Origin of the sequence: Bhargavaea ginsengi, assembly GCF_900109165.1 — a bacterium.
GTDB classification, from domain to species: domain Bacteria; phylum Bacillota; class Bacilli; order Bacillales_A; family Planococcaceae; genus Bhargavaea; species Bhargavaea ginsengi.
The window spans coordinates 532729-559264 of the sequence record NZ_FNZF01000002.1 but is presented as its reverse complement, the minus strand read 5'-3'; the positions used below and the strand labels follow the sequence as shown (position 1 = coordinate 559264).

General features: G+C 52.2%; 25 protein-coding genes and 1 pseudogene. 24 read left to right on the top strand and 2 right to left on the bottom strand.

Annotated elements, in window-relative coordinates:
• The first annotated feature begins 43 nt into the window (after positions 1 to 43).
• Positions 44 to 430 (top strand): FxsA family protein, encoded by a 387-nt coding sequence (locus BMX91_RS07945; protein WP_092051872.1) that lies wholly within the window; start codon positions 44 to 46, stop codon positions 428 to 430.
• On the opposite strand, the gene BMX91_RS07940 is transcribed toward BMX91_RS07945, so the two are convergent.
• Positions 420 to 1382, bottom strand: a complete 963-nt coding sequence (locus BMX91_RS07940) for an AI-2E family transporter (RefSeq protein WP_092051869.1) — start codon at positions 1380 to 1382, stop codon at positions 420 to 422. The two genes, BMX91_RS07945 and BMX91_RS07940, sit on opposite strands and share 11 nt — an antisense overlap.
• Positions 1383 to 1610: 228 nt before the next feature.
• Here BMX91_RS07940 and citZ point away from each other — a divergent pair, with 228 nt between their 5' ends.
• The 22 genes and pseudogenes from citZ to BMX91_RS16055 all read left to right on the top strand — a co-directional run bounded on the left by citZ (position 1611) and on the right by BMX91_RS16055 (position 25492).
• A complete protein-coding gene (gene citZ / locus BMX91_RS07935; protein WP_092051866.1) occupies positions 1611 to 2726 on the top strand; it encodes a citrate synthase in 1116 nt (371 codons plus the stop codon).
• Between the two features lie 85 nt (positions 2727 to 2811).
• Positions 2812 to 4080 (top strand): NADP-dependent isocitrate dehydrogenase, encoded by a 1269-nt coding sequence (icd, locus tag BMX91_RS07930; protein ID WP_092051863.1) that lies wholly within the window; start codon positions 2812 to 2814, stop codon positions 4078 to 4080.
• A gap of 119 nt (positions 4081 to 4199) precedes the next feature.
• Entirely contained in the window at positions 4200 to 5138 is a 939-nt protein-coding gene (gene mdh / locus BMX91_RS07925; protein WP_092051860.1) for a malate dehydrogenase, read from the top strand.
• A 277-nt stretch (positions 5139 to 5415) separates the two neighbouring features.
• The gene (locus tag BMX91_RS07920; RefSeq protein ID WP_177168319.1) at positions 5416 to 5937 is read left to right on the top strand and encodes a MaoC/PaaZ C-terminal domain-containing protein; all 522 of its coding nucleotides are present in this window, start codon (positions 5416 to 5418) and stop codon (positions 5935 to 5937) included.
• Positions 5912 to 6628 (top strand): response regulator transcription factor, encoded by a 717-nt coding sequence (locus tag BMX91_RS07915; protein WP_092051857.1) that lies wholly within the window; start codon positions 5912 to 5914, stop codon positions 6626 to 6628. The genes BMX91_RS07920 and BMX91_RS07915 overlap by 26 nt, the downstream gene beginning before the upstream one ends.
• Positions 6625 to 8142, top strand: a complete 1518-nt coding sequence (gene pnpS / locus BMX91_RS07910; RefSeq protein WP_092051854.1) for a two-component system histidine kinase PnpS — start codon at positions 6625 to 6627, stop codon at positions 8140 to 8142. Before BMX91_RS07915 ends, pnpS begins: the two co-directional genes overlap by 4 nt.
• 154 nt (positions 8143 to 8296) lie before the next feature.
• Positions 8297 to 9280, top strand: coding sequence for an FtsH protease activity modulator HflK (gene hflK / locus BMX91_RS07905; protein WP_092051851.1), 984 nt, complete (start codon positions 8297 to 8299; stop codon positions 9278 to 9280).
• On the top strand, positions 9270 to 10319 hold the full coding sequence (gene hflC, locus BMX91_RS07900; RefSeq protein ID WP_092051848.1) for a protease modulator HflC: 1050 nt from the start codon (positions 9270 to 9272) through the stop codon (positions 10317 to 10319). The genes hflK and hflC overlap by 11 nt, the downstream gene beginning before the upstream one ends.
• 87 nt (positions 10320 to 10406) lie before the next feature.
• A complete protein-coding gene (gene polA, locus BMX91_RS07895; protein ID WP_092051846.1) occupies positions 10407 to 13040 on the top strand; it encodes a DNA polymerase I in 2634 nt (877 codons plus the stop codon).
• A gap of 45 nt (positions 13041 to 13085) precedes the next feature.
• Positions 13086 to 13958 (top strand): bifunctional DNA-formamidopyrimidine glycosylase/DNA-(apurinic or apyrimidinic site) lyase, encoded by an 873-nt coding sequence (mutM, locus tag BMX91_RS07890; RefSeq protein WP_092051843.1) that lies wholly within the window; start codon positions 13086 to 13088, stop codon positions 13956 to 13958.
• 13 nt (positions 13959 to 13971) lie between these two features.
• Positions 13972 to 14568, top strand: coding sequence for a dephospho-CoA kinase (gene coaE, locus BMX91_RS07885; RefSeq protein ID WP_092051841.1), 597 nt, complete (start codon positions 13972 to 13974; stop codon positions 14566 to 14568).
• Positions 14569 to 14695: 127 nt separating this feature from the next.
• A complete protein-coding gene (locus BMX91_RS07880; protein ID WP_092051838.1) occupies positions 14696 to 15718 on the top strand; it encodes a glyceraldehyde-3-phosphate dehydrogenase in 1023 nt (340 codons plus the stop codon).
• 249 nt (positions 15719 to 15967) lie between these two features.
• Positions 15968 to 16351 carry an adenosylmethionine decarboxylase gene (gene speD / locus BMX91_RS07875; RefSeq protein WP_092051836.1) on the top strand — a complete coding sequence of 128 codons (384 nt, stop codon included), beginning with the start codon at positions 15968 to 15970 and terminating at the stop codon, positions 16349 to 16351.
• A 192-nt stretch (positions 16352 to 16543) separates the two neighbouring features.
• Positions 16544 to 17005: a transcriptional regulator NrdR gene (nrdR, locus tag BMX91_RS07870; protein ID WP_092052226.1), complete on the top strand. Its 462-nt coding sequence runs from the start codon at positions 16544 to 16546 to the stop codon at positions 17003 to 17005.
• A gap of 7 nt (positions 17006 to 17012) precedes the next feature.
• A complete protein-coding gene (locus BMX91_RS07865) occupies positions 17013 to 18404 on the top strand; it encodes a replication initiation and membrane attachment family protein (RefSeq protein WP_092051834.1) in 1392 nt (463 codons plus the stop codon).
• Between the two features lies 1 nt (position 18405).
• Positions 18406 to 19353, top strand: a complete 948-nt coding sequence (gene dnaI, locus BMX91_RS07860; protein ID WP_092051832.1) for a primosomal protein DnaI — start codon at positions 18406 to 18408, stop codon at positions 19351 to 19353.
• A 380-nt stretch (positions 19354 to 19733) separates the two neighbouring features.
• The gene (thrS, locus tag BMX91_RS07855; protein ID WP_092051830.1) at positions 19734 to 21671 is read left to right on the top strand and encodes a threonine--tRNA ligase; all 1938 of its coding nucleotides are present in this window, start codon (positions 19734 to 19736) and stop codon (positions 21669 to 21671) included.
• Between the two features lie 644 nt (positions 21672 to 22315).
• The gene (gene infC / locus BMX91_RS07850; protein ID WP_092051828.1) at positions 22316 to 22879 is read left to right on the top strand and encodes a translation initiation factor IF-3; all 564 of its coding nucleotides are present in this window, start codon (positions 22316 to 22318) and stop codon (positions 22877 to 22879) included.
• A 30-nt stretch (positions 22880 to 22909) separates the two neighbouring features.
• Positions 22910 to 23110, top strand: coding sequence for a 50S ribosomal protein L35 (gene rpmI / locus BMX91_RS07845; protein ID WP_008299689.1), 201 nt, complete (start codon positions 22910 to 22912; stop codon positions 23108 to 23110).
• Positions 23111 to 23152: 42 nt separating this feature from the next.
• Entirely contained in the window at positions 23153 to 23512 is a 360-nt protein-coding gene (gene rplT, locus BMX91_RS07840; RefSeq protein ID WP_092051826.1) for a 50S ribosomal protein L20, read from the top strand.
• Positions 23513 to 23571: 59 nt separating this feature from the next.
• Complete coding sequence (locus tag BMX91_RS07835; RefSeq protein ID WP_092051824.1) at positions 23572 to 23850, top strand: DUF1294 domain-containing protein; 279 nt, start codon at positions 23572 to 23574, stop codon at positions 23848 to 23850.
• A gap of 94 nt (positions 23851 to 23944) precedes the next feature.
• Positions 23945 to 25492 (top strand): annotated as a pseudogene (locus BMX91_RS16055) (IS3 family transposase).
• Between the two features lie 45 nt (positions 25493 to 25537).
• On the opposite strand, the gene BMX91_RS07825 reads toward BMX91_RS16055, so the two are convergent.
• A complete protein-coding gene (locus BMX91_RS07825) occupies positions 25538 to 25930 on the bottom strand; it encodes a sigma-w pathway protein ysdB (RefSeq protein WP_092052222.1) in 393 nt (130 codons plus the stop codon).
• Positions 25931 to 26027: 97 nt separating this feature from the next.
• Here BMX91_RS07825 and BMX91_RS07820 point away from each other — a divergent pair, with 97 nt between their 5' ends.
• Positions 26028 to 26513: a dUTP diphosphatase gene (locus BMX91_RS07820; protein WP_092052218.1), complete on the top strand. Its 486-nt coding sequence runs from the start codon at positions 26028 to 26030 to the stop codon at positions 26511 to 26513.
• The last annotated feature ends 23 nt before the right edge of the window (positions 26514 to 26536 follow it).

Genomic DNA, 26536 nt, shown 5'->3' with positions numbered 1-26536 from the left:
CCTGGCCGGAATGGCAGGGCGTCTTTCGAAAGGATTTTGCATTTTGAAATGGCTGTTCCTTTTGTTTATCGCGGTTCCGACGGCCGAGCTGGCGGTCCTTCTTTACGCGGGAAGCCAGATCGGTGTATTTGAAACGATTCTATTGATACTGCTTACTGCGGCTGCCGGGAGTTTTCTTGCAAAGCGTGAAGGGCTGCGTGCATGGCAGGAGATCCGCAAAAAGGCAGAGGAAGGACTTCCGCCGGGAGATGCGGCATTGGATGGTTTGTTTATCCTGGCTGCAGGACTCATGCTTTTGTTTCCCGGTTTTATTTCCGATCTGATCGGTCTTGTGTTCCTTTTACCGGCAGCCAGAAAAGCATTGAAACCGCTTCTCTACCGCCAGATCAGGAAGAAGATGAAAAAAGGCAATGTGGTCATCATCCGCTAAACGCCGGCATTTTTTTGATGCGGGCCGCCACAAACAGCAGGATCGGGCTCAATATGATCCCGGCCAGTCCGAAAAGCAGGATGGACGCAGCCGTGATGAAAAAGGTTTGGGACGGTCGCAGCTGGAACGTGGCTGCCCACATCCGTGATTCTGCGATCTGCCGGGTCAGCATCACAAAAACATAGAGTATGATCAGCGCTGTACCGAGAAGCGGGCTTCCGCTCAGCAGGTAGTAGGCAGCCATTGGGATCAGGAAGATGCCGACGCCAAGAAACGGCAAGCTGTCTGCGAGGGCGATGAGAAACGCCCTTCCGACCGGAGATCCGAAACCGAGTGCAGCAAGTCCGATGCTCAGTATGCCAAATGTCAGCAAGATCAGCCTGATCTCCACGAAGAGGAATGTTCCAAAGAGGCTCCCGCCTTCACGGAACATTCCTTTCGCTTTTTTTCTGGCCTCCGCAGGAAGAGCGGCAAGGAACCAGTAGCGGTCCCTGGCTGATTCGTAAAGAGAGAAGTAGAAGGCGAGCAGGAAAAGGATAAAAGAGAATACACGGCTGAATGCGGTTTGTACCATGCCCGCAGACGAGTCGATGAGCCGGTCACCGGCTGCAGTCAAAGCTGTTTCTGCGTAAATAAGCCACTCAGAAGCGACCGGGTGCTCGAAGTGCATAGAAGAAAGGGCAGCACGGATTGCCGGCAAAGCGATGATGATCTGCTGAAGCGCGAACAGCAGGGCAAATGCTGCAGACACCAATATCAGGAGTTCTGCCACAATGGCGGCAACCGGAAGAGGGATTCGGAGACGCTCTTTCATAAAGGAAACTGCGGGAGCAGCGATGTAGCCTGCAAGTATGGCGAGCGACAGCTGCGGCAACAGAAAGCAGAGGGCTGCTCCGGCAGCGACCGGACCATATGTTTTGAGCCCGTTTTGGAATTTGATTCCGCTTTTCACCTTTTCACCCTCCTGTTCTCAGCCTCTTTTTTTGATGCTTTAGCCTTCTTTTTGCTGATTCTGGCCCGCAGTAAAAGAAAATCAGGCATATCCATTCACAAAAATGTTAGAAATGATTATAATGTTCTTGTAAGCGTTTAATCAGATAGTACAAGCTGAATATTGGCCAGACTCCGGTTTTTTTTATGTCCGGATGACGGCATTACAGGGAAAAAAGGAGAGATTGCTATGACTGCAACACGCGGACTAGAAGGGGTAGTAGCTACCCAGTCTTCCATCAGTTCCATCATCGACGATACACTTACATATGTCGGTTATGACATCGATGATCTGGCAAATCATGCAAGTTTCGAAGAAGTTGTTTATCTTCTTTGGCACAAACGCCTGCCAAAAGCGGACGAGCTATCCGAGCTAAAACAGCAACTTGCGGATAATATGGCTGTGCCTCAGGAAGTGCTCGACCACTTCAAGACTTATCCGATCAACAATGTGCACCCGATGACAGCACTTCGCACGGCGATTTCGCTCTTGGGATTGTATGATGAAAAAGCGGAAGACATGTCCGACGAGGCGAACTACCAGAAGGCCATCGAGCTGCAGGCCAAAGTCGCAACAATCGTCACTGCATTTTCACGCATCCGAAAAGGCGAGGAGCCGGTAGCTCCAAAGAAGGAACTCAGCTACGCTGCGAACTTCCTCTATATGCTGAACGGCAAGGAGCCTGAAGCGATCGAAGAAGAAGCATTCAACAAAGCTCTTGTCCTCCATGCAGACCACGAGCTGAATGCTTCCACATTCACCGCACGTGTATGTGTCGCGACGCTTTCCGACATCTATTCCGGCGTGACTGCAGCAATCGGCGCGCTTAAAGGACCTCTGCATGGCGGCGCGAACGAACAGGTTATGAAGATGCTCACCGAGATCGGATCCCCGGACAAGGTTGAATCTTATATCCAGGAAAAACTGGACAATAAAGAGAAGATCATGGGCTTTGGCCACCGTGTCTATCGCAAGGGCGACCCGCGTGCGAAGCACCTGCGTGAAATGTCCGAGAAGCTAACCGGCCTCACAGGGCAGGAAGACCTCTACAAGATGTCCACTCAAATTGAAGAACTCGTGACGGGCCAGAAGAACCTGCCTCCAAACGTCGACTTCTACTCGGCATCGGTCTACCACTCGCTCGGCATTGACCACGACCTGTTCACTCCGATTTTCGCAGTGTCCCGCATGTCGGGCTGGATCGCGCACATCCTCGAACAATATTCGAATAACCGCCTGATCCGTCCGCGTGCGGAGTATGTAGGTCCGGGAATGCAATCCTATGTTCCGGTAAACGAACGCTAATTGTATGTGAAATAGTGTACAATGATAGGGACGGCATCCGCCGTCCCCTACTTGTGAAGAAGATAGAATCAGGAGGAATGCTACAATGGCAAACGGTGAAAAAATCACAGTATCCAACGGTAAACTGAACGTACCTGATGCACCTGTCATCCCGTTCATCATCGGTGACGGCACAGGCCCTGACATCTGGAATGCAGCTTCCCGCGTCCTCGAGGCAGCGGTTGAGAAGGCATACGACGGCAAGAAGCAGATCGTCTGGAAAGAAGTGCTTGCAGGCGAGAAGGCTTTCAACGAAACAGGAAACTGGCTCCCTGAAGAAACGCTGAAAACGATCGACGAGTACCTCATCGCAATCAAAGGTCCTCTGACGACTCCAATCGGCGGCGGCTTCCGTTCCCTGAACGTCGCACTTCGCCAGGAACTCGACCTGTTCGCATGCGTGCGTCCAGTGCGCTACTTTGACGGCGTTCCTTCGCCGGTCAAGCACCCTGAACATACAGACATGGTCATCTTCCGTGAAAACACTGAAGACATCTATGCCGGCATCGAGTACAAGCAGGGTACAGATGAAGTAAACAAAGTTGTGGAATTCCTCCAAAACGAAATGGGCGTCAAGAACATCCGCTTCCCTGAAACATCCGGTATCGGCATCAAGCCGGTTTCCGAAGAAGGCACGAAGCGCCTCGTCCGCTCTGCGATCGAGTACGCACTCAAAGAAGGCCGCAAGTCTGTCACACTCGTACACAAGGGCAACATCATGAAGTTCACGGAAGGCGCGTTCAAGAACTGGGGCTACGAAGTGGCTGAGCAAGAGTTCGGCGACAAGGTCTTCACTTGGAACGAGTACGACAAGATCAAGGAAGAGCAAGACACGGATGCTGCGAACAAAGCACAATCCGATGCTGAAGCTGCTGGCAAACTGATCATCAAAGACGCTATTGCCGACATCTTCCTTCAGCAGATCCTGACACGCCCGAAAGAGTTCGACGTCGTTGCGACAATGAACCTGAACGGCGACTACATCTCCGACGCGCTTGCTGCGCAGGTCGGCGGCATCGGTATCGCACCTGGTGCGAACATCAACTACGAGACCGGCCATGCGATCTTCGAAGCGACACACGGTACAGCACCGAAATACGCGGGCCTCGACAAAGTCAACCCGTCTTCGGTTCTCCTGTCCGGCGTCATGATGCTCGAGCACCTCGGCTGGAACGAAGCGGCAAACCTCATCACAACTTCCATCGAGAAGACGATCGAATCGAAAGTCGTCACTTACGACTTCGCGCGTCTGATGGATGGTGCGACAGAAGTTAAAGCTTCCGAGTTTGCTGATGAACTGATCAAAAACCTTTGATCTGTTCAGGCATTTTCGGCTGAATAACGGGAAATGGTAAGAGAGGAGCCCCGGCTCCTCTCTTTTTTCATGCTGAAATTTCGCCGAAAGCAGACCTGTTTCAAAAGGAGGAAGATACAATGACCATCAGACGCAGAAAAATCTCAGTAATAGGATCAGGATTCACCGGAGCGACAACAGCATTTCTTCTTGCCCAGAAAGAGTTGGGGGATGTGGTTCTTGTCGACATCCCAGACATGGAAAACCCGACTAAGGGAAAGGCGCTCGATATGGCCGAAGCTGCTCCTGTCCTGGGTTTTGATGCCAGGATCACAGGAACTTCAGACTATGGCAAGACAAAAGGATCGGACTTGGTCATTATCACGGCGGGCATGGCAAGGAAGCCCGGGATGAGCCGGGACGATCTCGTCAAGACTAACCGGAAAATCATGAAGGCGGTTACCTCAGAAGTGATCGCGCATTCTCCCGACACCATCATCCTCGTGCTGACAAACCCGGTGGATGCAATGACCTATACGGTTTTCAAGGAGAGCGGTCTCCCGAAAGAACGTGTCATCGGCCAGTCTGGCGTGCTCGACACGGCACGTTTCCGGGCGTTTGTCGCAGAAGAATTGAATCTTTCGGTCAAGGATGTCACCGGATTCGTCCTGGGAGGACATGGTGACGACATGGTTCCGCTGGTCCGTTATTCTTACGCTGGAGGCATTCCTCTTGAAACGCTCCTGCCTGCTGAACGGATCGGAGAGATCGTCGAGCGGACCCGCAAAGGGGGAGCCGAGATTGTTAACCTGCTGGGGAACGGATCCGCATACTATGCTCCCGCAGCCTCTCTTGCCGAAATGGCGGAAGCGATCCTGAAAGACCAAAAGCGGGTACTTCCTTCGATTGCTTATCTGGAGGGCGAGTACGGAATGGAAGGGATCTACATGGGAGTGCCGACTGTGATCGGAGCGGCCGGCATCGAAAGAGTCGTCGAATTGGAACTGGCCGAAGATGAAAAAGAATTGCTCCAAAAATCAGCAGCATCAGTAAAAAACGTCATGAAGGCGATGGAATAATCGGAGGTGCAGGGCATGTGCCCGAAACTCCGGAATGCAGCGGCCTTCCAAAGGCTGCCGGAAACCAATCATTAATAATAGAGCCGTCGCTGTTCCAATATGGATATAGCGGCGGCTCTTTTCGGCATATGAGACTTTTTCGAAGGTCTCTGCAAGCTCTTTTGCCGCCTGTGTACGACACCGTCAGAGTCCATGCTATAATAGGAATATTGAAAGTTAACAGAGAGGCGGATTATTTCTGTCAACCGCCGACTACACCGCCAAAGGGGAGATTCGATTGTTATTCAACCGGCGCCGTGTCCGGATCCGTCCGGCCGAAGAGCTGACCGAAGGGGAATCACTGAAAATCATCGAGAAGATGGAGGACAGGGACCTCCTCTTGTATCTCGGTCTTACCAATGACAGCAATCCGCTTTACATCCAGCATGATTTCACAGCGGCAGCAGGCTATGACAGGCCGGTCGTCCCGGCAACGATGCTGACAGGCATTGTCACTGCTGCCGTTTCCAGGCATCTTCCCGGTCCGGGATCACGAGTGCTGGAACAGCAGTTCAAGTTTCCGGAACCTGCCTGGCACGGGTCAACGGTGACTTTTGATCTCGTCCTCGCCGAAGTGGACCTTTTTTCCCGGACTGCACGGGTCCGTGTAGAGGCGGAAGACGAGAATCTGCGTAAAGTGATGGCCGGCGAGCTGCTGGCTGAGATCCCTTCGATGGCGGAAGAAAATACGGAAATTACAGCGCTCGATGCAGCTGATGGAGGCATGGTTGAACATGAAACGAATTCTCGTCGTAGATGATGAGCGTCCGATCCTGACGCTTTTGGAATATAACCTGAAACAGGCAGGCTATGAAGTGATCACTGCGGCAGACGGTGAAGAAGGTCTGCAAAAGGCGGAAGCGGAAAACCCGGATCTGATTGTACTGGACCTGATGTTGCCGAAGATGGATGGTATGGATGTGTGCCGTACATTGCGGCAGAGAGGTGTAGAGACTCCGATCATCATGCTCACCGCCAAATCGGATGAACTTGAGAAGATCCTGGGTCTGGAGCTTGGCGCCGATGACTATATGACCAAGCCGTTTAGCCCCAGGGAAGTTGTGGCGAGGATCAAGGCAGTCCTTCGCAGGTCTGAACAACGCGGACCAGCAGCGGACACAGATGGCGAAACTACAGAATCGATCTATGAATCGGGTCCGCTAAAAGTATTTCCTGAGCGATTTGAGGCCTACAAAGGTTCCACACCGCTTGAATTTACACCTAAGGAATTCGAGCTTCTTGTCCATCTGATGTCAAACCGGAATCGTGTCATGTCCAGGGACCAGTTGCTGAGTGCGGTCTGGAACTATGATTTCGCTGGAGATACGAGAATCGTCGACGTACATATCAGCCACCTGCGCGATAAGATCGAAGAAAACACCAGACGTCCCGTTTTCATCAAGACCATCCGGGGAACGGGTTATAAATTCGAGGGTCCACAGGAAGGATGAAATCGCTCCAGAGGCAGCTGTTCCTGGCATTCACCCTCATTATGGCCCTTACACTTGGCGGCTTGGCAATTGTACTCGGTCAGACATTCCCTATCCTGCAGCTCCAGGAAAGCAGTTCAGAATCTGATTCGATTGTACGGCACTTGGATGAGATGGGAATTGCGATGGAAAACAGTGAGCGGGAAGAGCTCCGTCAGAGAATAGCGGGTGAAGATCCGGGGGTGGCACCGGTACAGTTTCTCCGGCTTATTGTTATCGTCTTCACAGTGGCATTCATCGTGACCGTCATTGTTTTCCATCGGCTTACTGACCGGTATATCCGTCCGATCGACCTGGTGACGGCTACTACAATGGAACTCGCAAAGGGGAATTATTCGGCCAGGGCCGGATGGACGGCACCCGGCACACAGCTTGGCATGGTTACCGCGGTTAATGCGCTCGCACGGAATCTTCAGGAGATGGAGTCGATGCGGGAGACGGAGGCGGAACGGCTGGAGACCCTGATCGCAAACATGGGCAGCGGGCTGCTTATGATCGGGAGAAATTCTGAAATTTCCATGGCCAATTCTTTTTTCCTCAACCAAATCGGCAAGGATGATGACCGCTTAATCGGCATCCCCTACAAAGCGGCAGCGCTTCCGGAAGCCCTCGTCATCCTGATTGATACGGTATCCATCAGGGAAAAGCCGGTTACCGAACAGATTGATATCATTGCGGAAACGGGTATCCGCACGATGGCGGTGTATTCTGCACCTGTCATCGACAAGCATGGGGGATGGCTCGGCATTGTGGTCGTCATGCACGATATTTCGGAACTTATCCGGCTGGAGAAGATCCGAAAAGATTTCGTCGCCAACGTCTCCCATGAGTTGCGGACACCGGTCACCTCGATCAAAGGTTTTTCGGAGACGCTGATGGATGGAGCCATTCAAGATGAATCGGCAGCGATGCAGTTCCTGGAGATTATCCATGGCGAAAGCGGCCGTCTGGAAATGCTGATCGAAGATCTTTTGGACCTATCCAAGATTGAGAAAGAAGGATATGTACTCCGGCTGCAGCCCGTTAATGTGAATGAAGTCATCGAACGTTCAGTGAGATCCATTTCCGGCAGGCTGAAAAACCGGGAAATGACAGTTGAGGTCGATTATCCCCATGAACTTCTGATCAAAGCGGATCCGGAGCGGCTCGTACAGGTGCTTGTCAACCTACTGACCAATGCCGTCAGCTACTCGAAGCCCGGAACACTCATCAAGGTTACGGCGGCCGAGACAGCGGGTATGGCATCCATCTCCGTTACCGATCAGGGCATCGGCATTCCTGCTGAGGAGCTTCCCAGATTATTTGAACGTTTTTACAGGGTGGATAAGGCAAGGAGCCGGGATTCCGGGGGAACCGGGCTCGGACTCTCCATTGTAAAGCACCTGGTGGATCTGCATGGCGGGACGATTACGGTCGAAAGCGAGCCGGGCAAGGGCTCGACATTCACCGTGAGCATTCCGTTGGCAGACAAATGACAGATAAAGAAATCTCCCCGTCCCGTTCCGCATGGTAACGAGCAGATGGGGAGTTTTTATGTCCGCTTTTTGCCTGACTCTGAAAAATGTTGAAACCGGATGGCATATTTAACCGTATAGAAACTATACATAAACCCAAAAAGGAGAATCGGACATGAGCGTAAAGCGAATATTGACAATCGCCGGCATGGCGGTCGCCGGTCTTGTCCTCCTCATCCTCGCGTTTACCACCTGGTATACCGTTGATGAGGGTGAGCAGGCTGTCATCATCACGTTCGGCAAGGCGGACGAAACGATCACGGAGTCCGGCCTGAAGTTCAAGCTTCCGTGGCCGGTCCAGAAAGTGGAGAAGTTGTCCAAAGAGACGTTCAGTACGACATTCGGATACGACCAGGACGCCGAAGGCAATCTTATCTCCTACGACAAGGAGACAAAAATGATCACGGGTGACGAGTATATCGTCCTTGCCGATCTCGTTGTTCAGTGGAAGATTACAGAACCCGTAAAGTATCTGTTCAATGCGGAGGACCCAAGGGAACTGCTTCATGATGCCACGGCGGCTTCAATCCGCTCAATCATCGGATCTTCACCGATTGATGATGCACTAACGGATGGCAAAGCGGAGATCGAAGCGGAAACGCGTGACCTCCTTAGCAACCTTGTAGAAAAGTATGACATCGGCATATCCATCCAGGGGATCAAGCTTCAGGACGTCGAACTCCCGAACGAAGAGGTACGGTCCGCGTTCACGGCGGTCACCGATGCCCGGGAGACGAAGAGCACAAAGATCAACCAGGCGAACAAATATGAAAACCAGAAAAAGAACGAAGCCCAAGGGGAACTGGATGCCATCCTTTCGAGGGCACAGGGAGACCGGACCTCACGCATTGAGCAGGCGCACGGGGATGTCGCGGTATTCGACAAGCTTTATGAGGAGTACCGGAACAACCAGGACATCACCCGCCAGCGCCTGATACTTGAAACATTGGAGCAGGTACTGCCGGGCGCCAAAATCTATATCATGAACGATAATGAAGGAACTGTGAAATACCTGCCGATCCAGCCGCCTCAGCAGCCTGCGCCTCCGGCGGCAGGAGAAGGCAACCAAGAGGAAGGAGGCGCCGGCGATGGACAATAAAAACAATCCGTTCAAGAGCATCGAAGAGAAATTTCAGGAGCGCCAGCGTCAGGAGCAGGCCCGGAGAAATGCGGCCGGCAGCGATCCGAAGAATCTCTTCGGACAAAAACGCCCGAAAAAACCGAAGGGGCCCAAAGAACCGAAGCAGCCTGTTGAACTCCGGAAGTTCATCAAACCTGCCATTGCGTTCACCATCGTATTTGCACTCCTGCTTATTGTCATCGCCAATGTGTACGTCGTGAAAGAAAACGAGTACCGGGTTGTCCGCCAGTTCGGTGAAATCGTCCGGATCGACTCGGACCCAGGCGTCAAGTTCAAAGTGCCTTTCCTCCAAAGCGTGACGATGCTGCCGAAGAATCAGATGGCCTACAATGTGTCCGAGGCTGAGATCACGACAAAGGATAAAAAGCGCATGATCATCGATAACTACGCGGTGTGGCGCATCACCGACCCTAAAAAGATGATCAACAATGCCCGTAATATTGTCAATGCGGAAGCACGCATGGAAGAATACATTTACTCCGTCGTGCGTTCGGAGCTTGGCCAACTTGATTACACGAGCATCGTCAATGATGAAGACTCTTCCCGGGGCAATCTGAACGACAAAGTGACCGACCGGGTAAATGAACTGCTTGAATCGGGGAACTTCGGGATCGCGGTGACCGATGTGCGGATGAAGCGGATCGACCTTCCGCCGGAAAACGAACAGTCCATCTACACCCGGATGATTTCGGAGCGCGAATCCACTGCACAGACCTATCTGTCGGAAGGGGATGCGGAAAAGCGCCGGATTGAAGCCGAGACCGATCGTGAAGTCCAGGAACTTCTTGCCGGTGCCAAAAAGGAAGCGGAAGTGATCCGGGCAGAAGGAGAAGCTGAAGCTGCCCGCATCTACAACACATCCTTCTCTAAGGACCCGGAATTCTATGAACTTTACCGCACGCTGGAATCGTACAAAAAGACGATCGGGGATGAAACAATGATCGTCATTCCGTCGGATTCGCCTTACGCCAGAGTCCTTTCGGGATTCACTGAATAAGCCTCATCACGTCGTTTCAGCTCCGTCCTGCCCCTGTGGTAAGATGGAGAGAGACGACGTTTTTTATTTGCGGATGGAGGGACCGGAATGACCAAGCAGAAAATGCTGCTCCTTGACGGGAACAGCCTGGCCTATCGGGCGTTTTTCGCATTGCCGCTTCTGACAAATGATCAGGGTGTGCATACAAACGCGGTATACGGTTTTGCGATGATGCTGGAGAAAATCCTGAAAGAAGAGAAACCGACCCATATGCTGGTCGCGTGGGACGCCGGAAAGACCACGTTCCGCCACAGCACATATAAAGAGTACAAAGGCGGCCGGCAGAAGACACCGCCCGAGCTGTCCGAGCAGTTCCCATATATCAGGAAAATGCTGGATGCCTACAATATCAGACAATATGAGCTGGAGTCCTATGAAGCCGACGACATTATCGGCACGCTGAGCCGCGAAGCTGCCCAGACCGGCGTGGAGACAGTCGTCATCACCGGAGACAAGGACCTGACGCAGCTTGCAGACGATGCAGTGACCATCTTCATCACCCGTAAGGGGATGACCGATATTGAAGCATACACGCCGGACCATGTCATGGAGAAGTATGGCCTGCAACCTGAGCAGATCATTGATATGAAAGGGCTTATGGGTGATGCTTCCGATAATATTCCGGGTGTTCCGGGTGTAGGCGAAAAAACGGCGATCAAGCTGCTGAAGCAGTTCGGCACGGTTGAAGCTGTCTACGAGGGCATTGACGAAGTAAGCGGAAAAAAGCTGAAGGAAAAGCTCACGGAAAACGAAGAACTTGCGAAGATCAGCAAGCAGCTCGCCACCATCAACACCGAGTCGCCGATCGAGATCGGTATCGGCGATCTCAACTACCCGGGTCCGGACATGGAGCAGGTCATCCCGGTGTTCCGCGAACTGAATTTCAGGACGCTGATCGAGAAGGCGGACGGGGCCCAAACGGCACCGGAACCCGAAGAAGCAGAAGAAATCCGCTTCGAGATTTTGGAACAAGTTCCTGAAGCTCTACTTAAAAGCGGAATCGCTTTCCACGTGGAGCTGTCCGACGAACATTATCACACAGCTGATATTCTTGGGGTGTCGCTTTCCGACGGGGAAGAGACTGTATTTATTCCTGTGGAAAACCTGGCAGGGGACAAGCGTTTTGCCGGATGGCTCTCGGATGAATCGATGGAAAAACTGACTGTGGACGCGAAGGCCTCCCTGGCGGCCCTCGCCCGTCTGGGGTTGAAGGCGGACGGGATCGTCTTTGACCTCCTGCTTGCGGCTTATATCGCCAATCCTTCTGTTTCGCTGACCGATGCTTCTTCAGCTGCAAGAGAATTCGGAGTCACGGGAATTTCAGAGGACCAGGCCATCTACGGAAAAGGCGCAAAGCGGGCGGTCCCGGCCCGGGAAGCTGTAGCGGAGCATGCGAGCAGAAAGGCACTGGCCGTTTACCGTCTTCGGAGCACCGTTGAGGGTCGCCTCAAGGAAAACAAACAGTACGAACTGTACCGAGATCTTGAGATTCCGCTAGCGACTATTCTGGGCCGAATGGAAGCCACCGGGGTCAGGACCGAACGGGGCATCCTGGAGAAGATCGGGGCAGATCTTGCAGGCAAACTGGAAGCCATCGAAGAACAGATCTACGGAATGGCCGGACAGAAGTTCAACATCAACTCTCCCAAACAGCTTGGTGTGATCCTGTTTGAAGAAATGGGGCTGCCGGCGATCAAGAAGACAAAAACCGGTTATTCCACTGCGGCGGATGTGCTGGAAAAACTACGCGGCCGGCATGAGATCATTGACCAGATTCTAGAGTATCGCCAGCTGGGCAAACTTCAGTCGACTTATATCGAAGGGCTTCTGAAAGAAATCCATGCGGACAGTAAAATCCATACGTATTATCAGCAGGCACTTACCCAGACAGGCCGTCTCAGCTCCACCAATCCCAATCTGCAGAACATCCCGGTGCGAATCGAAGAAGGCAGGAAGATCCGGAAAGCGTTTGTGCCTTCGGAACCGGGATGGGTGATGCTCGCAGCAGATTATTCCCAGATCGAATTGCGTGTACTTGCCCATATGTCTGGAGACGAGCGGCTGATTGCCGCATTCCGGGAAGGAGAGGATATCCACACCCGTACAGCGGGTGATGTGTTCCACGTGGAAGCGCAGGATGTGACACCGGATATGCGCCGCGCGGCGAAAGCTGTCAACTTTGGGATTGTCTACGGCATCAGTGATTACGGCCTTTCACAGAACCTGAACATCACGAGGAAAGAAGCCGCAGAATTCATCGACCGTTATTTGGCCAGCTTTCCCGGCGTCAAACAGTACATGGATGCCTCGGTGGCAGAAGCAAAGGAAAAAGGCTTTGTCACTACGCTGCTAAACCGCCGGCGCTACCTGCCTGATATCAACAGCCGGAACTTCAATCTGCGCAGTTTTGCCGAACGGACAGCGATGAACACACCGATCCAGGGCACAGCTGCTGATATTATCAAGAAGGCGATGGTCGAGATGGACAAGCGGCTCGAGCAGGAAGGCCTGCAGGCGCGCATGCTGCTCCAGGTGCATGACGAACTGATTTTTGAATGTCCAAAAGAAGAGCTCGACAAGCTTGGGCAAATCGTACCCGAAGTGATGGAATCGGCACTGGAACTGGATGTTCCGCTTTTAGTGGAATCAGAATCAGGCTCATCCTGGTACGATACTAAATAATGACAAACACAATTGTCACTCCAATAAAGAAAGAAGCTGAAAAATATGCCGGAATTGCCGGAGGTAGAAGGGGTCGTGCGGTCGCTCGCACCGGCCGCAACCGGTCGGACAATCCGGGACATTAAGGTTTCCGACACGATAATCAGATCCAAATCTGAGGCGAAAGAAGCCATCCTGAAAAATAGTTCACCGGAAGAATTTGCCGGACAGTTGCGCGGGATGACGATAACGAATGTCACCCGGAGAAGCAAATATATTTATTTCCATCTTGAGAAAGACGGGGAACCGTATCTGCTTGTCAGCCACCTCGGGATGTCGGGGGCCTGGTTCGCGGTTCGTGAAACCGGTGAAGTGGCGGAAGACAAATTCCGCCGCCATATCCATGTCATATTCGCGATGGAGGATGGTGGCCTGCTTGTTTACGCGGACATTCGCAGGTTCGGCGAGCTCCGCCTGATCCGTGAAGAAGCCGACCATCCTCCGCTCCTCACAATGGCACCCGAGCCGTTTGATGAAACGGCCGCGGGACATTTTTTGAGTATGTGCAAGACGCCGAAATATGCCGGCAAGCCGATCAAGGAAACGATCATGGATGGGAAAGTGATTTCGGGCTGCGGGAACATTTATGCAACAGAAGCGCTGTTCCGCACCGGGATCCATCCTGGCCGTAAAACGGGCAGGATCAGCATGCTCCGTCTGGAGGGCTTGTTCCATGAAATACAAAAGGTGCTTGCGGAGGCCATCGAGGCAGGTGGCAGTTCCATCTCCGATTACCGGAATATCAACGGCGAAGCGGGAAACATGCAAGAAAGGCTGCGCATGTACGGGAGGAAAAACTGTCCCGGCTGCGGTGCCGAAACCAAGCGGATGACAATCGGGGGACGGACATCGGTTTATTGCCCGAAATGCCAGCATTGAAAGAGGTGTAACGATGATTATCGGATTGACCGGAAGTATCGCAAGCGGCAAAAGTACAGTCTCCAAAATGCTCCGGGAGAGGGGATTCCCAATTGTGGATGCGGACCTGGTCGCAAGGTTTGTCGTCGAGCCGGGACAGCCGGCACTTGAAGAGATCCGTCAGGCGTTCGGAGACGGGGTGATCCTCGAAGACGGGACGATGGACAGAGCTGCGGTGGGAGAACGGATTTTCAACGATCCTTCAGAACGGAAAAAGTTGAATGATATCGTGCATCCCGCGATCCGGCAGGAAATGCTCCGGCAGCGTGACAGACACTTCGAGAATGGAGCCCGCACTGTGGTGATGGACATTCCACTCCTTTTTGAAAGCAGGCTCCAGCATTATGCGGACAAGATACTCGTTGTGTCGGTCAGTGAAGAAACACAGCTGAAACGGCTGATGGAGCGTGACGGGTTCACTGAGAAAGATGCCAGGGCACGGATTTCTTCCCAGCTCCCGATATCCGAAAAAGAGCGCGGAGCGGACGCAGTCATCTACAACAATGGGACAATCGGGGAGTCGGAAAAGCAACTTGAACAGATTCTGGATTCATGGAACGCTGCTCCATGAGCGAGAATCTTCCTGAATTATGAAACTTCTCGAATCATGACAATTGTGGGTGCTTTTTTCTTCGAATGTGATATACTAATTACGAATTAAAGAAAAAGAGTATAACACAGTTACAGGAGGCCCACCCATGAACCCTTCAATCGCGATCAATGGTTTCGGCCGGATCGGCCGTATGGTATTCCGTCAGGCAATACAGGAGGACGGACTGAATATTGTGGCGGTCAATGCCAGCTACCCACCTGAAACCCTTGCACACCTTTTGAAATATGACACCATCCACGGGAAGTTCGAAGGAAGTGTCCTGACCGAGGAAGATGCTCTTGTCGTCAACGGCAAGAGGGTTCAGCTCATTGCTGAGCGCGACCCTGCAAAACTTCCGTGGAAAGAGCTCAGTGTCGACATTGTCATCGAAGCGACAGGTAAGTTTAACTCCCGGGATAAAGCGGCCCTCCATCTGGAAGCGGGCGCCAAGAAAGTCATCCTGACAGCTCCCGGCAAGAATGAGGATGTCACAATCGTCATGGGTGTAAACGACGAGCTGCTTGACCTTGACCGGCATGATGTCATTTCCAACGCGAGCTGCACGACAAACTGTCTCGCACCGGTCGCCAAAGTATTGAATGACGAATTCGGTATTGACAGCGGTCTGATGACTACTGTGCATGCCTACACAAATGACCAGAACAATATCGACAACCCGCACAAAGATCTCCGCCGCGCGCGTGCTGCTGCGGAATCAATCATCCCGACGTCCACAGGCGCCGCAAAAGCGCTCTCGCTCGTTTTGCCTGAGCTGAAGGGCAAGCTGCACGGCATGGCGCTCCGGGTCCCGACTCCGAATGTTTCGCTTGTCGATCTGGTTGTCGATCTTAACCGTGACGTGTCTGTGGAAGAAATCAATGATGCGTTCATCCGTGCTGCAGAAGGTCCGATGAAGGGGATCCTCGGCTTTACGACAGAGCCGCTCGTCTCCAGTGATTTCAAGACAGATGCACACTCCGCTACAATCGACGGCCTTACAACAATGGTCATGGGAGACCGGAAAGTCAAAGTCCTCGCATGGTATGATAACGAGTGGGGCTACTCTGCCCGAGTCGTTGACCTGACTAGGAAAGTTGCGGCCGGAATCGGCGCGAAAGTTAAGGCATAATAAACGAACCCGGGCCAACGCCCGGGTTTTTTCATCCGTCATCCAGAGACCAACAATGTATGAACGGGCAGCATTTACAAATGAATTAATAGTTGCGTTCGTGGTGTTACCATCATATAATTATCCCGTGAACCTCAAAGTTCACGCTGGGCAGCTTAAAGGGTTAGGACCTCATCGGACTAACTTTCCCCCGTGGTTGCCCGTTGCCGGCAAACCGGCAATCATTTATTGGAGAAGGGGGGACGAACCATGGAAACAATGGGTCGTCATGTAATTGCTGAACTTTGGGAGTGCGAATTCGACAAGTTGAATGACATGCCTTATATCGAGCAGACATTTGTAGAAGCCGCATTGCGTTCGGGTGCGGAAGTGCGTGAAGTCGCGTTCCACAAATTTGCGCCACAGGGTGTCAGCGGTGTCGTCATTATTTCGGAATCACATCTAACGATCCACAGCTTTCCTGAGCATGGCTACGCCAGCATCGACGTTTACACGTGCGGAGATCTTGATCCGACAGTTGCGGCAGGGTATATTGCAGATGCGCTCGGGGCAAAGAACCGTCAGATGACTGAATTGCCGAGAGGCATGGGGCCTGTCACAGCAGGCAAGACAGCTGTTACGGTCACAGCGTGATCTCTTAACTATCGAAACATTCAAAGCAGAGGCAAAGGCTTCTGCTTTTTTATATTGTGCTGAGGCATCATCATGGCTTGCACAAACCCGTTCAGCGGATAGCAGAACTCTGCTATAATATAATGAACTGATCATGTCCGGCCGCCAGAGAGGACCGGACAATACGAATTAACTAAGAAAGCGGGGATGCCGATGAAGTGCCCGGCCTGTCAGCATAACGGGACGCGAGTCGTCGATTCCCGGCCGGTGGACGAGAGCAAGGCGATCCGGCGACGCAGGGAATGCGAGGATTGCAGTTTCCGGTTCACCACATTTGAAAAAGTCGAAGAGATGCCTTTGATCGTCGTAAAAAAAGACGGATCCAGAGAAGAGTTCAGCCGTGAAAAAGTATTGAGGGGATTGATACGGGCCTGTGAAAAAAGGCCGGTCCCGCTGGACGTTCTGGAAGATCTCGTCTTTTCCATCGAGAAGGAATTGCGGCACCACGGGAATGCCGAAGTGAAATCGGAAGATGTCGGTGAGAGGGTGATGGAGCGCCTCGTAAAGATCGATGATGTCGCCTATGTGCGCTTTGCCTCCGTTTACCGGCAGTTCAAGGACATCAATGTCTTTATCGACGAATTAAAAGATCTGCTTAAGAAAGAAGAAGATTGATCCGCCCATGGAAAGAAAGGATGGGAATATGACCCCGCTTTATAAAGAACTGCAGCCGTCGGATGTTTATTGTGTCCGGCTTCCTTATCCATTTTCCGATTTTGACCGCCAGATCCTCACCGCCCTCTACCAGCCGCTGATCGGGCACGGAGCGATGGCGGTCTTCTTTGCCCTATGGGGAGAAGCAGAGCGTGAAGGGACTGTCGAGTCCACCCACTACCACCTCCTGAACCTATTGGATATGCCGATCGGATCTGTATTCGAAGCGAGGCTTTCATTGGAAGGGATCGGGCTGCTGAAGACCTATCGGAAACAGGAGGGGGAAGGACGTGCCTTCATCTATGAACTGACACCTCCTCTGGATCCCGACACCTTCTTCCATGACCCGATTCTGTCGATGTTCCTATTCGGCAAAGTCGGGGCACAGACATATAAGCGCCTTCGCAGCCGTTTCCTGAACCCGGTCGTACCCGATGGGTATGAAGAGGTGTCAAGATCATTTCCTGAGGTGTACAAATCCGTCAAAGCAGGTGCCATGGAGGAAGACAATGATACATACGATTCGGACCAAAGGGCACGAAAGCTCGCTTTCAGCGGATATCCGTTTGACTTTGCCCTCATGATGGAGGGATTGTCAGCCCAGCTGGTGCCGAGGAAGGCTTTCACGCCGGCAATCAAGGAGATGATTGTCCGCATTGCCTTTTTGTATGGCCTGTCACCGCTCGATATGCAACAGGTTGTGCTGCTCGCCATTGATGCGGACGGAAACCTGACGGAAGACCGGATGAAGCGGGCAGCCGCCGATTTCTATAAGCTCTCGCGGTCGAGCTCAGCACCGAAGATCACAAAAATCATCCCGTCATCCGTAAAGCAGGGGAGTCCAACTGAGCCCGCGACGAAAGAAGATGAACTGATCCAATACCTGGAAACCTGCCCGCCGGTCGAGATGCTGAAAGATATCAACGGGGGACGGGAGCCGATGCAGGTCGATGTAAAACTCGCACAAAAACTTGTGCTGGAGCATAACCTGCCGGCAGGCGTCGTTAATGTCCTTCTTCAGTATGTCCTTTTGCGCAACGACGGAAAACTGACCAACAATTATGTCGAACGGATCGCCTCGCACTGGATGGCGAAGAAAGTCGATAATGTCAGAGACGCATTGGTACTCGCCCGGACCGAACATGACAAGTATATGAAATGGCAGCAGGAAGGCTCAGGAACACAGCGGACGAGAAAGCCCGGTGCGAAAACCGAAGCGGTGCCGGACTGGTTCTACCGGAAAGACCAAAAACCGGAAGAACAAAAAGCTCCGGAAAAAAGCAAGGCGGATCCTGATGTGGAAGCAAGAAGGCTCCGGCTTATGGAGAAATTCGGCATGACGAAAGGCGGTGTCAACTGAAATGGAACCAATCCGCAACACACTTAAGCGAATAGTCAATGCACCGACATTCGCCGAACGATATTCGGAGTTGCGATCTGAAGTCCTGGATCATCCCGGCGTTCAGTCTTTTTTGGAGCAGCATGCAGGGGAAGTGGACAGGGATATGGTCGACCGCGGAATGGGTAAGCTTTACGAATACACTTCCCAATCCCACGACTGCGGCAAATGCGAAAGCCTGGAATCCTGTGTCAATATGATGAAAGGCTATGAGCCGAAGCTTGTTATCGAACGCGGATCCATCGGCGTCGATTATGTGATGTGTAAAAGGAAAACTGCAGATATGGAACGTCGCCGCGTATCTTCCATGATCCGGAGCATGCATATGCCGAAGGACATGCTTAACCTTGATATACGCGATTTTGACATCGCCAAAGGGGAGAGCCGGCTGGGTGCGGTGGAGCTGGTTTCTGAATTCCTGGACAAGCTCGACCGGACAGGGGAATTGCCGGCGCAGGGCCTCTATATCCACGGCCCGTTCGGAACGGGCAAATCATATCTGCTTGGAGCGGTCGCGGGTGAATTGGCAAAGCGCCATGTTGCGTCGGTCCTCGTGTTTGTACCGGAGTTCCTGCGCGAGCTGAAACAGTCGATCCAGGATCAGTCGCTGAACGAGAAGATCGACTTCGTCAAACGGGCACCGGTCCTCATGCTCGATGATCTTGGTGCGGAGACACTCACTGCCTGGACACGGGATGAGGTGCTGGCGACAATCCTGCACCACCGGATGGCTGAAAAGCTCCCGACTTTCTTTACGTCCAATTTTGACTACAAAGAGATGGAGACCCACCTGTCGTACACACAGCGGGGGGACAAAGAAGTCGTCAAGGCGGGCCGCATCATGGAACGGATCCGTGCGATGACCGTACCTGTCCGCCTGGACGGAGAAAACCGGCGCGACCGCAGTTGAGCGGCTTATTTTTCCGCTTAAACGGATACGGGAGAATCACTGTTGCAAAGTCCGCAAGTATTGAGTATGATGAATTCAATACTTCTTCCAAATGCAATGACGGGGACAACGAACGGTTGTCCGGCCAGACAGAGAACGGGGCCTTAGGCTGAGAGCCCCCGATGGCGCGGCATCGGATCGACCACCCCAAAGCAGCGAAGGTGAACCCGGCAAACCGGGCTAGCCCGAGCCGGCCTCCGGTCCGTTATCCGATGCAGAGCTTCTCCGGCATGGTCGTCATTGCCGGCAGGAAGAAGGGTGGAACCGCGAGTAGGCCTCGTCCCTTTTTAGGGACGGGGCTTTTTTGCGTACTTTTTGAAGAATGAAGGGAGAATACCGACATGGCAGAACAGATTAAATTGACATTCCCGGACGGTGCAGTGAAGGAATTTGCATCCGGCAGCACAACAGAGGACGTGGCCCAGTCGATCAGCCCCGGGCTGCGCAAAAAAGCGCTGGCCGGCAAATTGGGCGGCCGGCTTATCGACTTCCGCACACCCATCACGGAAGACGGCGACATCGAAATCATCACGCAGGATTCACCGGAAGCACTGGAAATACTCCGCCACAGTTCTGCACACCTGCTTGCTCAGGCGGTAAAACGTCTGTTCAAAGATGTGAAACTCGGCATTGGACCGGTCATCGAAAGCGGCTTCTATTATGACTTTGATTCTCCTGAACCCCTCCGCGCGGAAGACTTTGCCGCCATCGAGAAGGAAATGAAGAAAATCATCAATGAAAACCTCGAAATTGTCCGGAAAGAGGTCACTCGTGACGAAGCCCGGAAAATCTATGAAGAGATCGGTGATGAATATAAGCTGGAACTGCTCGACGCGATTCCCGAAGATGAGAAAGTGACGATCTATCATCAAGGTGAATTTTTCGACCTCTGCCGCGGCGTTCACGTACCGTCCACCGGCAAGCTGAAGGAGTTCAAGCTGCTCAGCACTGCCGGCGCTTACTGGCGCGGTGACTCCGACAACAAGATGCTCCAGCGCATCTATGGAACGGCGTTCTTCAAGAAAGAAGACCTGCAGGAACACCTCCGCCTGCTCGAGGAGGCACGTGAGCGCGACCACCGCAAGATCGGCAAAGAACTCGATCTGTTCATGACGAATCAGCTTGTCGGTCAGGGACTGCCCATGTGGCTCCCGAAAGGCGCGACAATCCGCCGTCTTGTCGAACGCTATATCGTCGACAAGGAGGAAAAGCTGGGCTACGATCACGTCTACACACCGGTCATGGCAAACGTTGAACTCTACAAGACATCCGGCCACTGGCAGCACTACCAGGACGACATGTTCCCTCCGATGCAGGCAGACAATGAGGAACTTGTCCTGCGCCCGATGAACTGCCCGCACCATATGATGATCTTCAAGAACGGCATCCACTCCTACCGTGACCTGCCGATCCGAATCGCCGAACTCGGGCTCATGCACCGGTATGAAATGTCCGGAGCCCTGTCCGGCCTGCAGCGCGTCCGCGGCATGACACTGAACGATGCCCACATCTTCGTGCGTCCGGACCAGATCAAGGACGAATTCAAGCGCGTTGTCGAGCTGGTGATGGATGTCTACAAAGACTTTAACCTCAACGATTATTCGTTCCGCCTGTCCTACCGCGATCCGGCTGACACGGAAAAGTATTTCGATGACGATGAAATGTGGGAAAAAGCACAGAGCATGCTGAAGGAAGCGATGGACGACCTCGGCCTCGACTACTACGAAGCGGAAGGGGAAGCGGCGTTCTATGGTCCGAAGCTCGATGTCCAGGTTAAGACAGCCATCGGCAAGGAAGAGACGCTTTCTACTGTCCAGCTGGACTTCCTCCTGCCTGAGCGATTTGACCTGAACTACATCGGCAGCGACGGCAAGCAGCATCGCCCGGTCGTCATCCACCGCGGTGTCGTCTCGACTATGGAACGATTTGTAGCATTCCTTATCGAAGAATACAAAGGGGCGTTCCCGACGTGGCTCGCACCGGTCCAGGTGGAAATCATTCCGGTATCTCCGGAAGTCCACCATGACTATGCAGAAAAAGTCCGCGAAGCTCTCCAGGCAGAGGGCCTGCGCGTAGATGTGGACAGCCGTGACGAAAAACTCGGCTACAAGATCCGCGAAGCCCAGACACAGAAAATCCCGTACATGCTCGTCCTCGGCGACAAAGAAGCCGAATCCGGCGAAGTCAACGTCCGGAAATACGGCGAACAAAAATCCGAATCCATCCCGCTCAACGACTTCATCGCCAAACTCCGCGAAGAAGTGGACGGGAAGAAGTAATATTCAACGGAATGCTCCAAATGATGTGGCCCGATGATGTATGACGTTTCGGTGCCGGCAGATGGCTTTGGCCGTAAGCTTGGCCCTAAGTCACTTCGTTCCCGGCCAATCTTACGGCGTCGCCTACCGCATCGGTCACCTACACTTCATTCCGCTCCGATATGTTGTGTCGGCGCGAGATGAAATTCGCGCCAATCCCGATGGGGAAGATAATATCTATGATCAGTACTAACTATAATGGTTGATTGTAGCGTAGGGCGGCGACTCCTGCGGGAAAAGCCGGACAGGCGAGACCCGGGAGACGCAGTCGCGGGGCTCGGCGCCGGCCCGCGGAAAGCGTCCGCCCGGAGCGGAAATCAACCACGCTCCATAATCAATACTGTCCCAAAACATGATTCTCCAACATAATCATTGACAAGCCGTGTTGCATAGGCTATTATTGATTAGGTTAAGGAATACAGTTTGTGGTAGAAGAAGGAGCTGCCCGCTTCTCACCTGATCGACGCTTTGGCTGTTGGCAGGTTTGCACCATTGTGACGTCCCGTGCCTCTTGGCGCGGTCACATATGCGGCGGGTGGACCTCGGTCCACCCGTTTTTCTTTCGGATTGGCCACGGGGACCATCCCCGCGAGCCTGCCCAAACCATGTATTCGCGAATTACTACACGGAGGTGGCTTACGATTAGCAGAGATAACCGAGACAAATTTGTAAACGAGGGCATCCGTGCCCGGGAGCTCCGCATCATCGACCAAAACGGTGACCAGCTGGGCGTCAAAACGCGGAATGAAGCGATGGAAATCGCCACGCGTGCAAACTTGGATCTCGTTCTTGTCGCACCGAACGCGAAACCGCCAGTAGCCCGGATCATGGACTATGGGAAGTTCAAGTTCGAACAGCAGAAGAAAGAACGGGAAGCGCGCAAAAATCAGAAAGTCATCAGTGTCAAAGAAGTGCGGCTGAGCCCATCCATTGACGAGCATGACTTCCAGACCAAGCTTCGAAACGCAATCAAGTTCCTTGAAAAAGGGGACAAAGTGAAAGCTTCCATCCGCTTCCGCGGCCGTGCGATCACCCACAAGGAGATCGGCCAGCGCGTTCTCGAACGTTTTGCTGAAGCCTGCAAGGAAGTCGGAACGGTCGAACAAAGACCAAAAATGGATGGCCGGAGCATGTTCCTAATGATGGCCCCGATCGAAGAAAAGAAATAATCTACGCAAAGGACTAGGAGGATACCGACCATGCCTAAAATGAAAACACACAAAGGTTCCGCTAAGCGCTTCAAGCGCACCGGTTCCGGCAAACTCAAGCGCGGCCGTGCTTACACAAGCCACTTGTTCGCCAACAAATCGACTAAGCAAAAGCGTCATCTCCGCAAAGCTGCTGTCGTTTCCAAAGGCGATTTCAAGCGCATCAAGCAAATGCTCACTTACATGAAATAATTCCGATTATAGAAAACGAATCAACATCAGGAGGGAAATCCAATGCCACGCGTAAAAGGCGGTACAGTAACGCGCAAGCGTCGTAATCGTGTTCTCAAACTTGCCAAAGGCTACTACGGCTCGAAGCACACACTCTACAAAACAGCAAACCAACAGGTCATGAAGTCCCTGCAATATGCATACCGTGACCGTCGTCAGAAAAAACGTGACTTCCGCAAACTGTGGATCGCACGGATCAATGCTGCTGCACGGCTGAACGGCCTGTCTTACAGCAAGCTCATGCACGGCCTCAAAGTTGCCGGCATCGATGTAAACCGCAAGATGCTCGCTGACCTCGCCATCACTGACGAGAAAGCATTCGCACAGCTTGCAGAAGCTGCGAAAAAAGCAGTCAACAACTAATTCAGTGAACAGACCGGCGAATCGTTCGCCGGTCTTTTTGCATAACTGGGGGAAGCGCCATGGAAGACGTGCTGATCGGCTGGATTGTGATTTTATCTGTCTACAGCTTTTTCATGATGGGGTATGACAAGAGGCAGGCGAAAAACGGTGGCTGGCGCGTACCTGAGCGGACACTTTGGCTTCTTGCCATACTCGGCGGAGGGGCAGGGGCCTATGCGGGCATGCAGACATTCCGGCATAAGACGAAGCATACCTTATTCCGTGTAGGCTTTCTGATGCTGGCCATTCTGGATCTGGCAGCAGTTCTATATCTGGCCGGGACAAGCCAAGCCGGATAAATACAAATAAGGCGGGCCGCATCATGATATGCTCCCTTCAAAGTAGACAGAGTAAAAAACTAAACTCTGTTTTACTTTGAAGGGAGTTTTTACATTGGCTTATCAAGGTTTTTCTTTAGAACAAAAGATGGAAGTGATCCAAGCCTTTGAGAATGGACTGTCAATTCCCCAGATTCGCAGTAAATTCGGTATCTCAAAAAGCACACTAAGAAATTGGCTCAGACAGTGGTCATTGGGAGTGTCAGAACTAGAGCCCAAGGCTGGTTGGAAGTCTTATTCGAAGGAACTGAAGATAGCGGCTATCAGTGATTATATAAATGGGAACCTTTCACAGAGCGAGGTGGTTATCAAGTATCGGATTAGTAGCCGTTCCGTTTTTAGTAAATGGCTGAAAAAGTATAATGGTCATGGAGAAGTCCCGAGGGGACTTAAGGAACGGAGGGATCCCATGACCAGGGGAAGGAAGACAACACTAAAAGAACGGATTGAGATTGCCCAGCAGTGTATTGCATCTGGCAAGGATTATCAGGGAACAGCCGAAACCTACAAGGTTTCCTATAATCAGGTCTACCAATGGGTGAAGAAATACGAAGAAGGCCAGGAAGAGGCCCTGAAAGACGGGCGCGGACGCAAAAAGGCAGACGAAGAGCTGACAAATGAGGAGCGTCTGAAGTTGGAGATCAAAAGGATCGAGAAGGAGAATGAGCGCCTTCGGGCTCAGAATGCTCTCCTAAAAAAGTTGGATGAAATCGAAAGGAGGCGTTTCTAAGCGGGGTCCGGCAGGAAAACCGTTATCTGGCCATTCGCGAAGTCCATGAGTCAGATGGACATCCGATTGAATTATTGTGTGAGCTCGCTGGAATTGGCCGATCGTCCTACTATCAATGGCTGAACCGAGTTCCTACTAAAGAAGAGCAATTGAATCAGGAACTCCTTACAGACATCCGGGAGATTCACAAGGAGCGCAAAGGGATCTACGGTTACAATGAAGATGGTACTTGAACGCAGGCATGACCGCAAATTCAATTACAAGCGGGTATACCGCCTGATGAGACTGGCAGGAATCCAATCGGTCATCCGCCGGAAAAAGAAACGCTATTTGCCATCCACTCCGCAGCACGTGGCAGAGAACATCCTGAATCGGGAATTCCTTGCGGACAAGCCGAATCAGAAATGGGTCACGGACGTCACGGAGTTCAAGTACGGTATTGAATCCAAGGCATACTTGAGTGCAATCCGAGACCTCCATGACGGTTCCATCGTTTCTTATGTCCTGGGCCGTTCCAACAACAATGCATTGGTATTCGTGACATTGGATCAAGCCCTGCGGGCTGAGCCCAACGCAAAGCCAATTCTCCACAGTGACCGCGGATTCCAGTACACCAGCAAGCAATTCAAAATCAAGTTAGATAAGGCCGGCATCATACAAAGTATGTCCAGGGTAGGCCGATGCATCGATAATTCGCCGATGGAGTCTTTTTGGGGTGCCCTAAAATGCGAGGAGTATTATTTGAGTACCTATCAATCGTTTGATGAGCTGAAGAACGCAGTTGATGCGTATATTCATTTTTATAATCACGAACGTCTTCAGGAACGACTAAACGGCCTCAGCCCCATTGAATACAGGACTGAAGCCGCTTAAGCGATTTTACTTATTTCATCTGTCTACTTGACCGGGTGCAGTTCATCACGCGGTTCCGCCTTTTTTCATCAGCTGTTCGATTGGATTCTTCCAATTGATTTCCGCATCCGGATAGCTCATCCGGATTTCTTTCTCGAGAAAGATAAAATCGTCCCGGTTAAAGCCCTGTAGGGAGGCTTCGTCTTTGACCCATACAAAGATGGAGACCACTTCAAATGAACGTTCGGTCGTCCCCATGTATTTCTCACCTTCGAAAAGAGCGCCTTTGTAAGTAATAAAGAAATTTTTCCGGACATTTTTCACATCGTCATAGAAGTAGTAGCGTTCCTGCTCAAAGGCTTCGTCCAATTTTCTTTTTGGGTCGGTGAGGTACCGGATGCCCCGGTAGAAAAGGTATACGATGATGGCTATCACGATCATTCGGATAATTAAGGCCATGGCGGTGCCTCCCTTGCACATACTGGTACCCTCCTATACGATTGAAACGCATAAAGGTTTCATGAAACATGATTTTTTTCTGATTGGAAGTGACAATGTGGAATTGACTGAACTATTTAAGATGCAGAAACAGCTGGATGCGTATATTAAAGAGAACAATGGTGTCGAGCGGGAAGTTTTTAGGGAGAAACTGCTCGCCCTGACCGTTGAACTTGCAGAGCTGGCCAATGAGACAAGATGCTTTAAGTTCTGGAGCCGGAAAGGCCCGTCTACCAAACCGGTGCTGATCGAAGAGTACGTTGACTCAATCCATTTCTTGCTGTCTCTTGGCATCCTGAAGGGGATGGATGATCTCAAGCAATGGCCTGAGGGGGAGGAGGATGAAGACCTGACGGAACTGTTTCTCCGGACGCAGCGCGCAGTTCTGGATTTCGGGGAGCGGCAGGATAGGGCTTCGTACGAATCGGTCTGGATCCTTTATAAAGCAATTGCAGAAACGCTCGGATTCACCGCGGATGAGTTGATTCAGGCTTACCGGGAGAAAAACGAAGAAAACTATGCCAGGCAACAGCGTGGGTATTAAAAAAGGGCCAGTCCTGAGAGCAA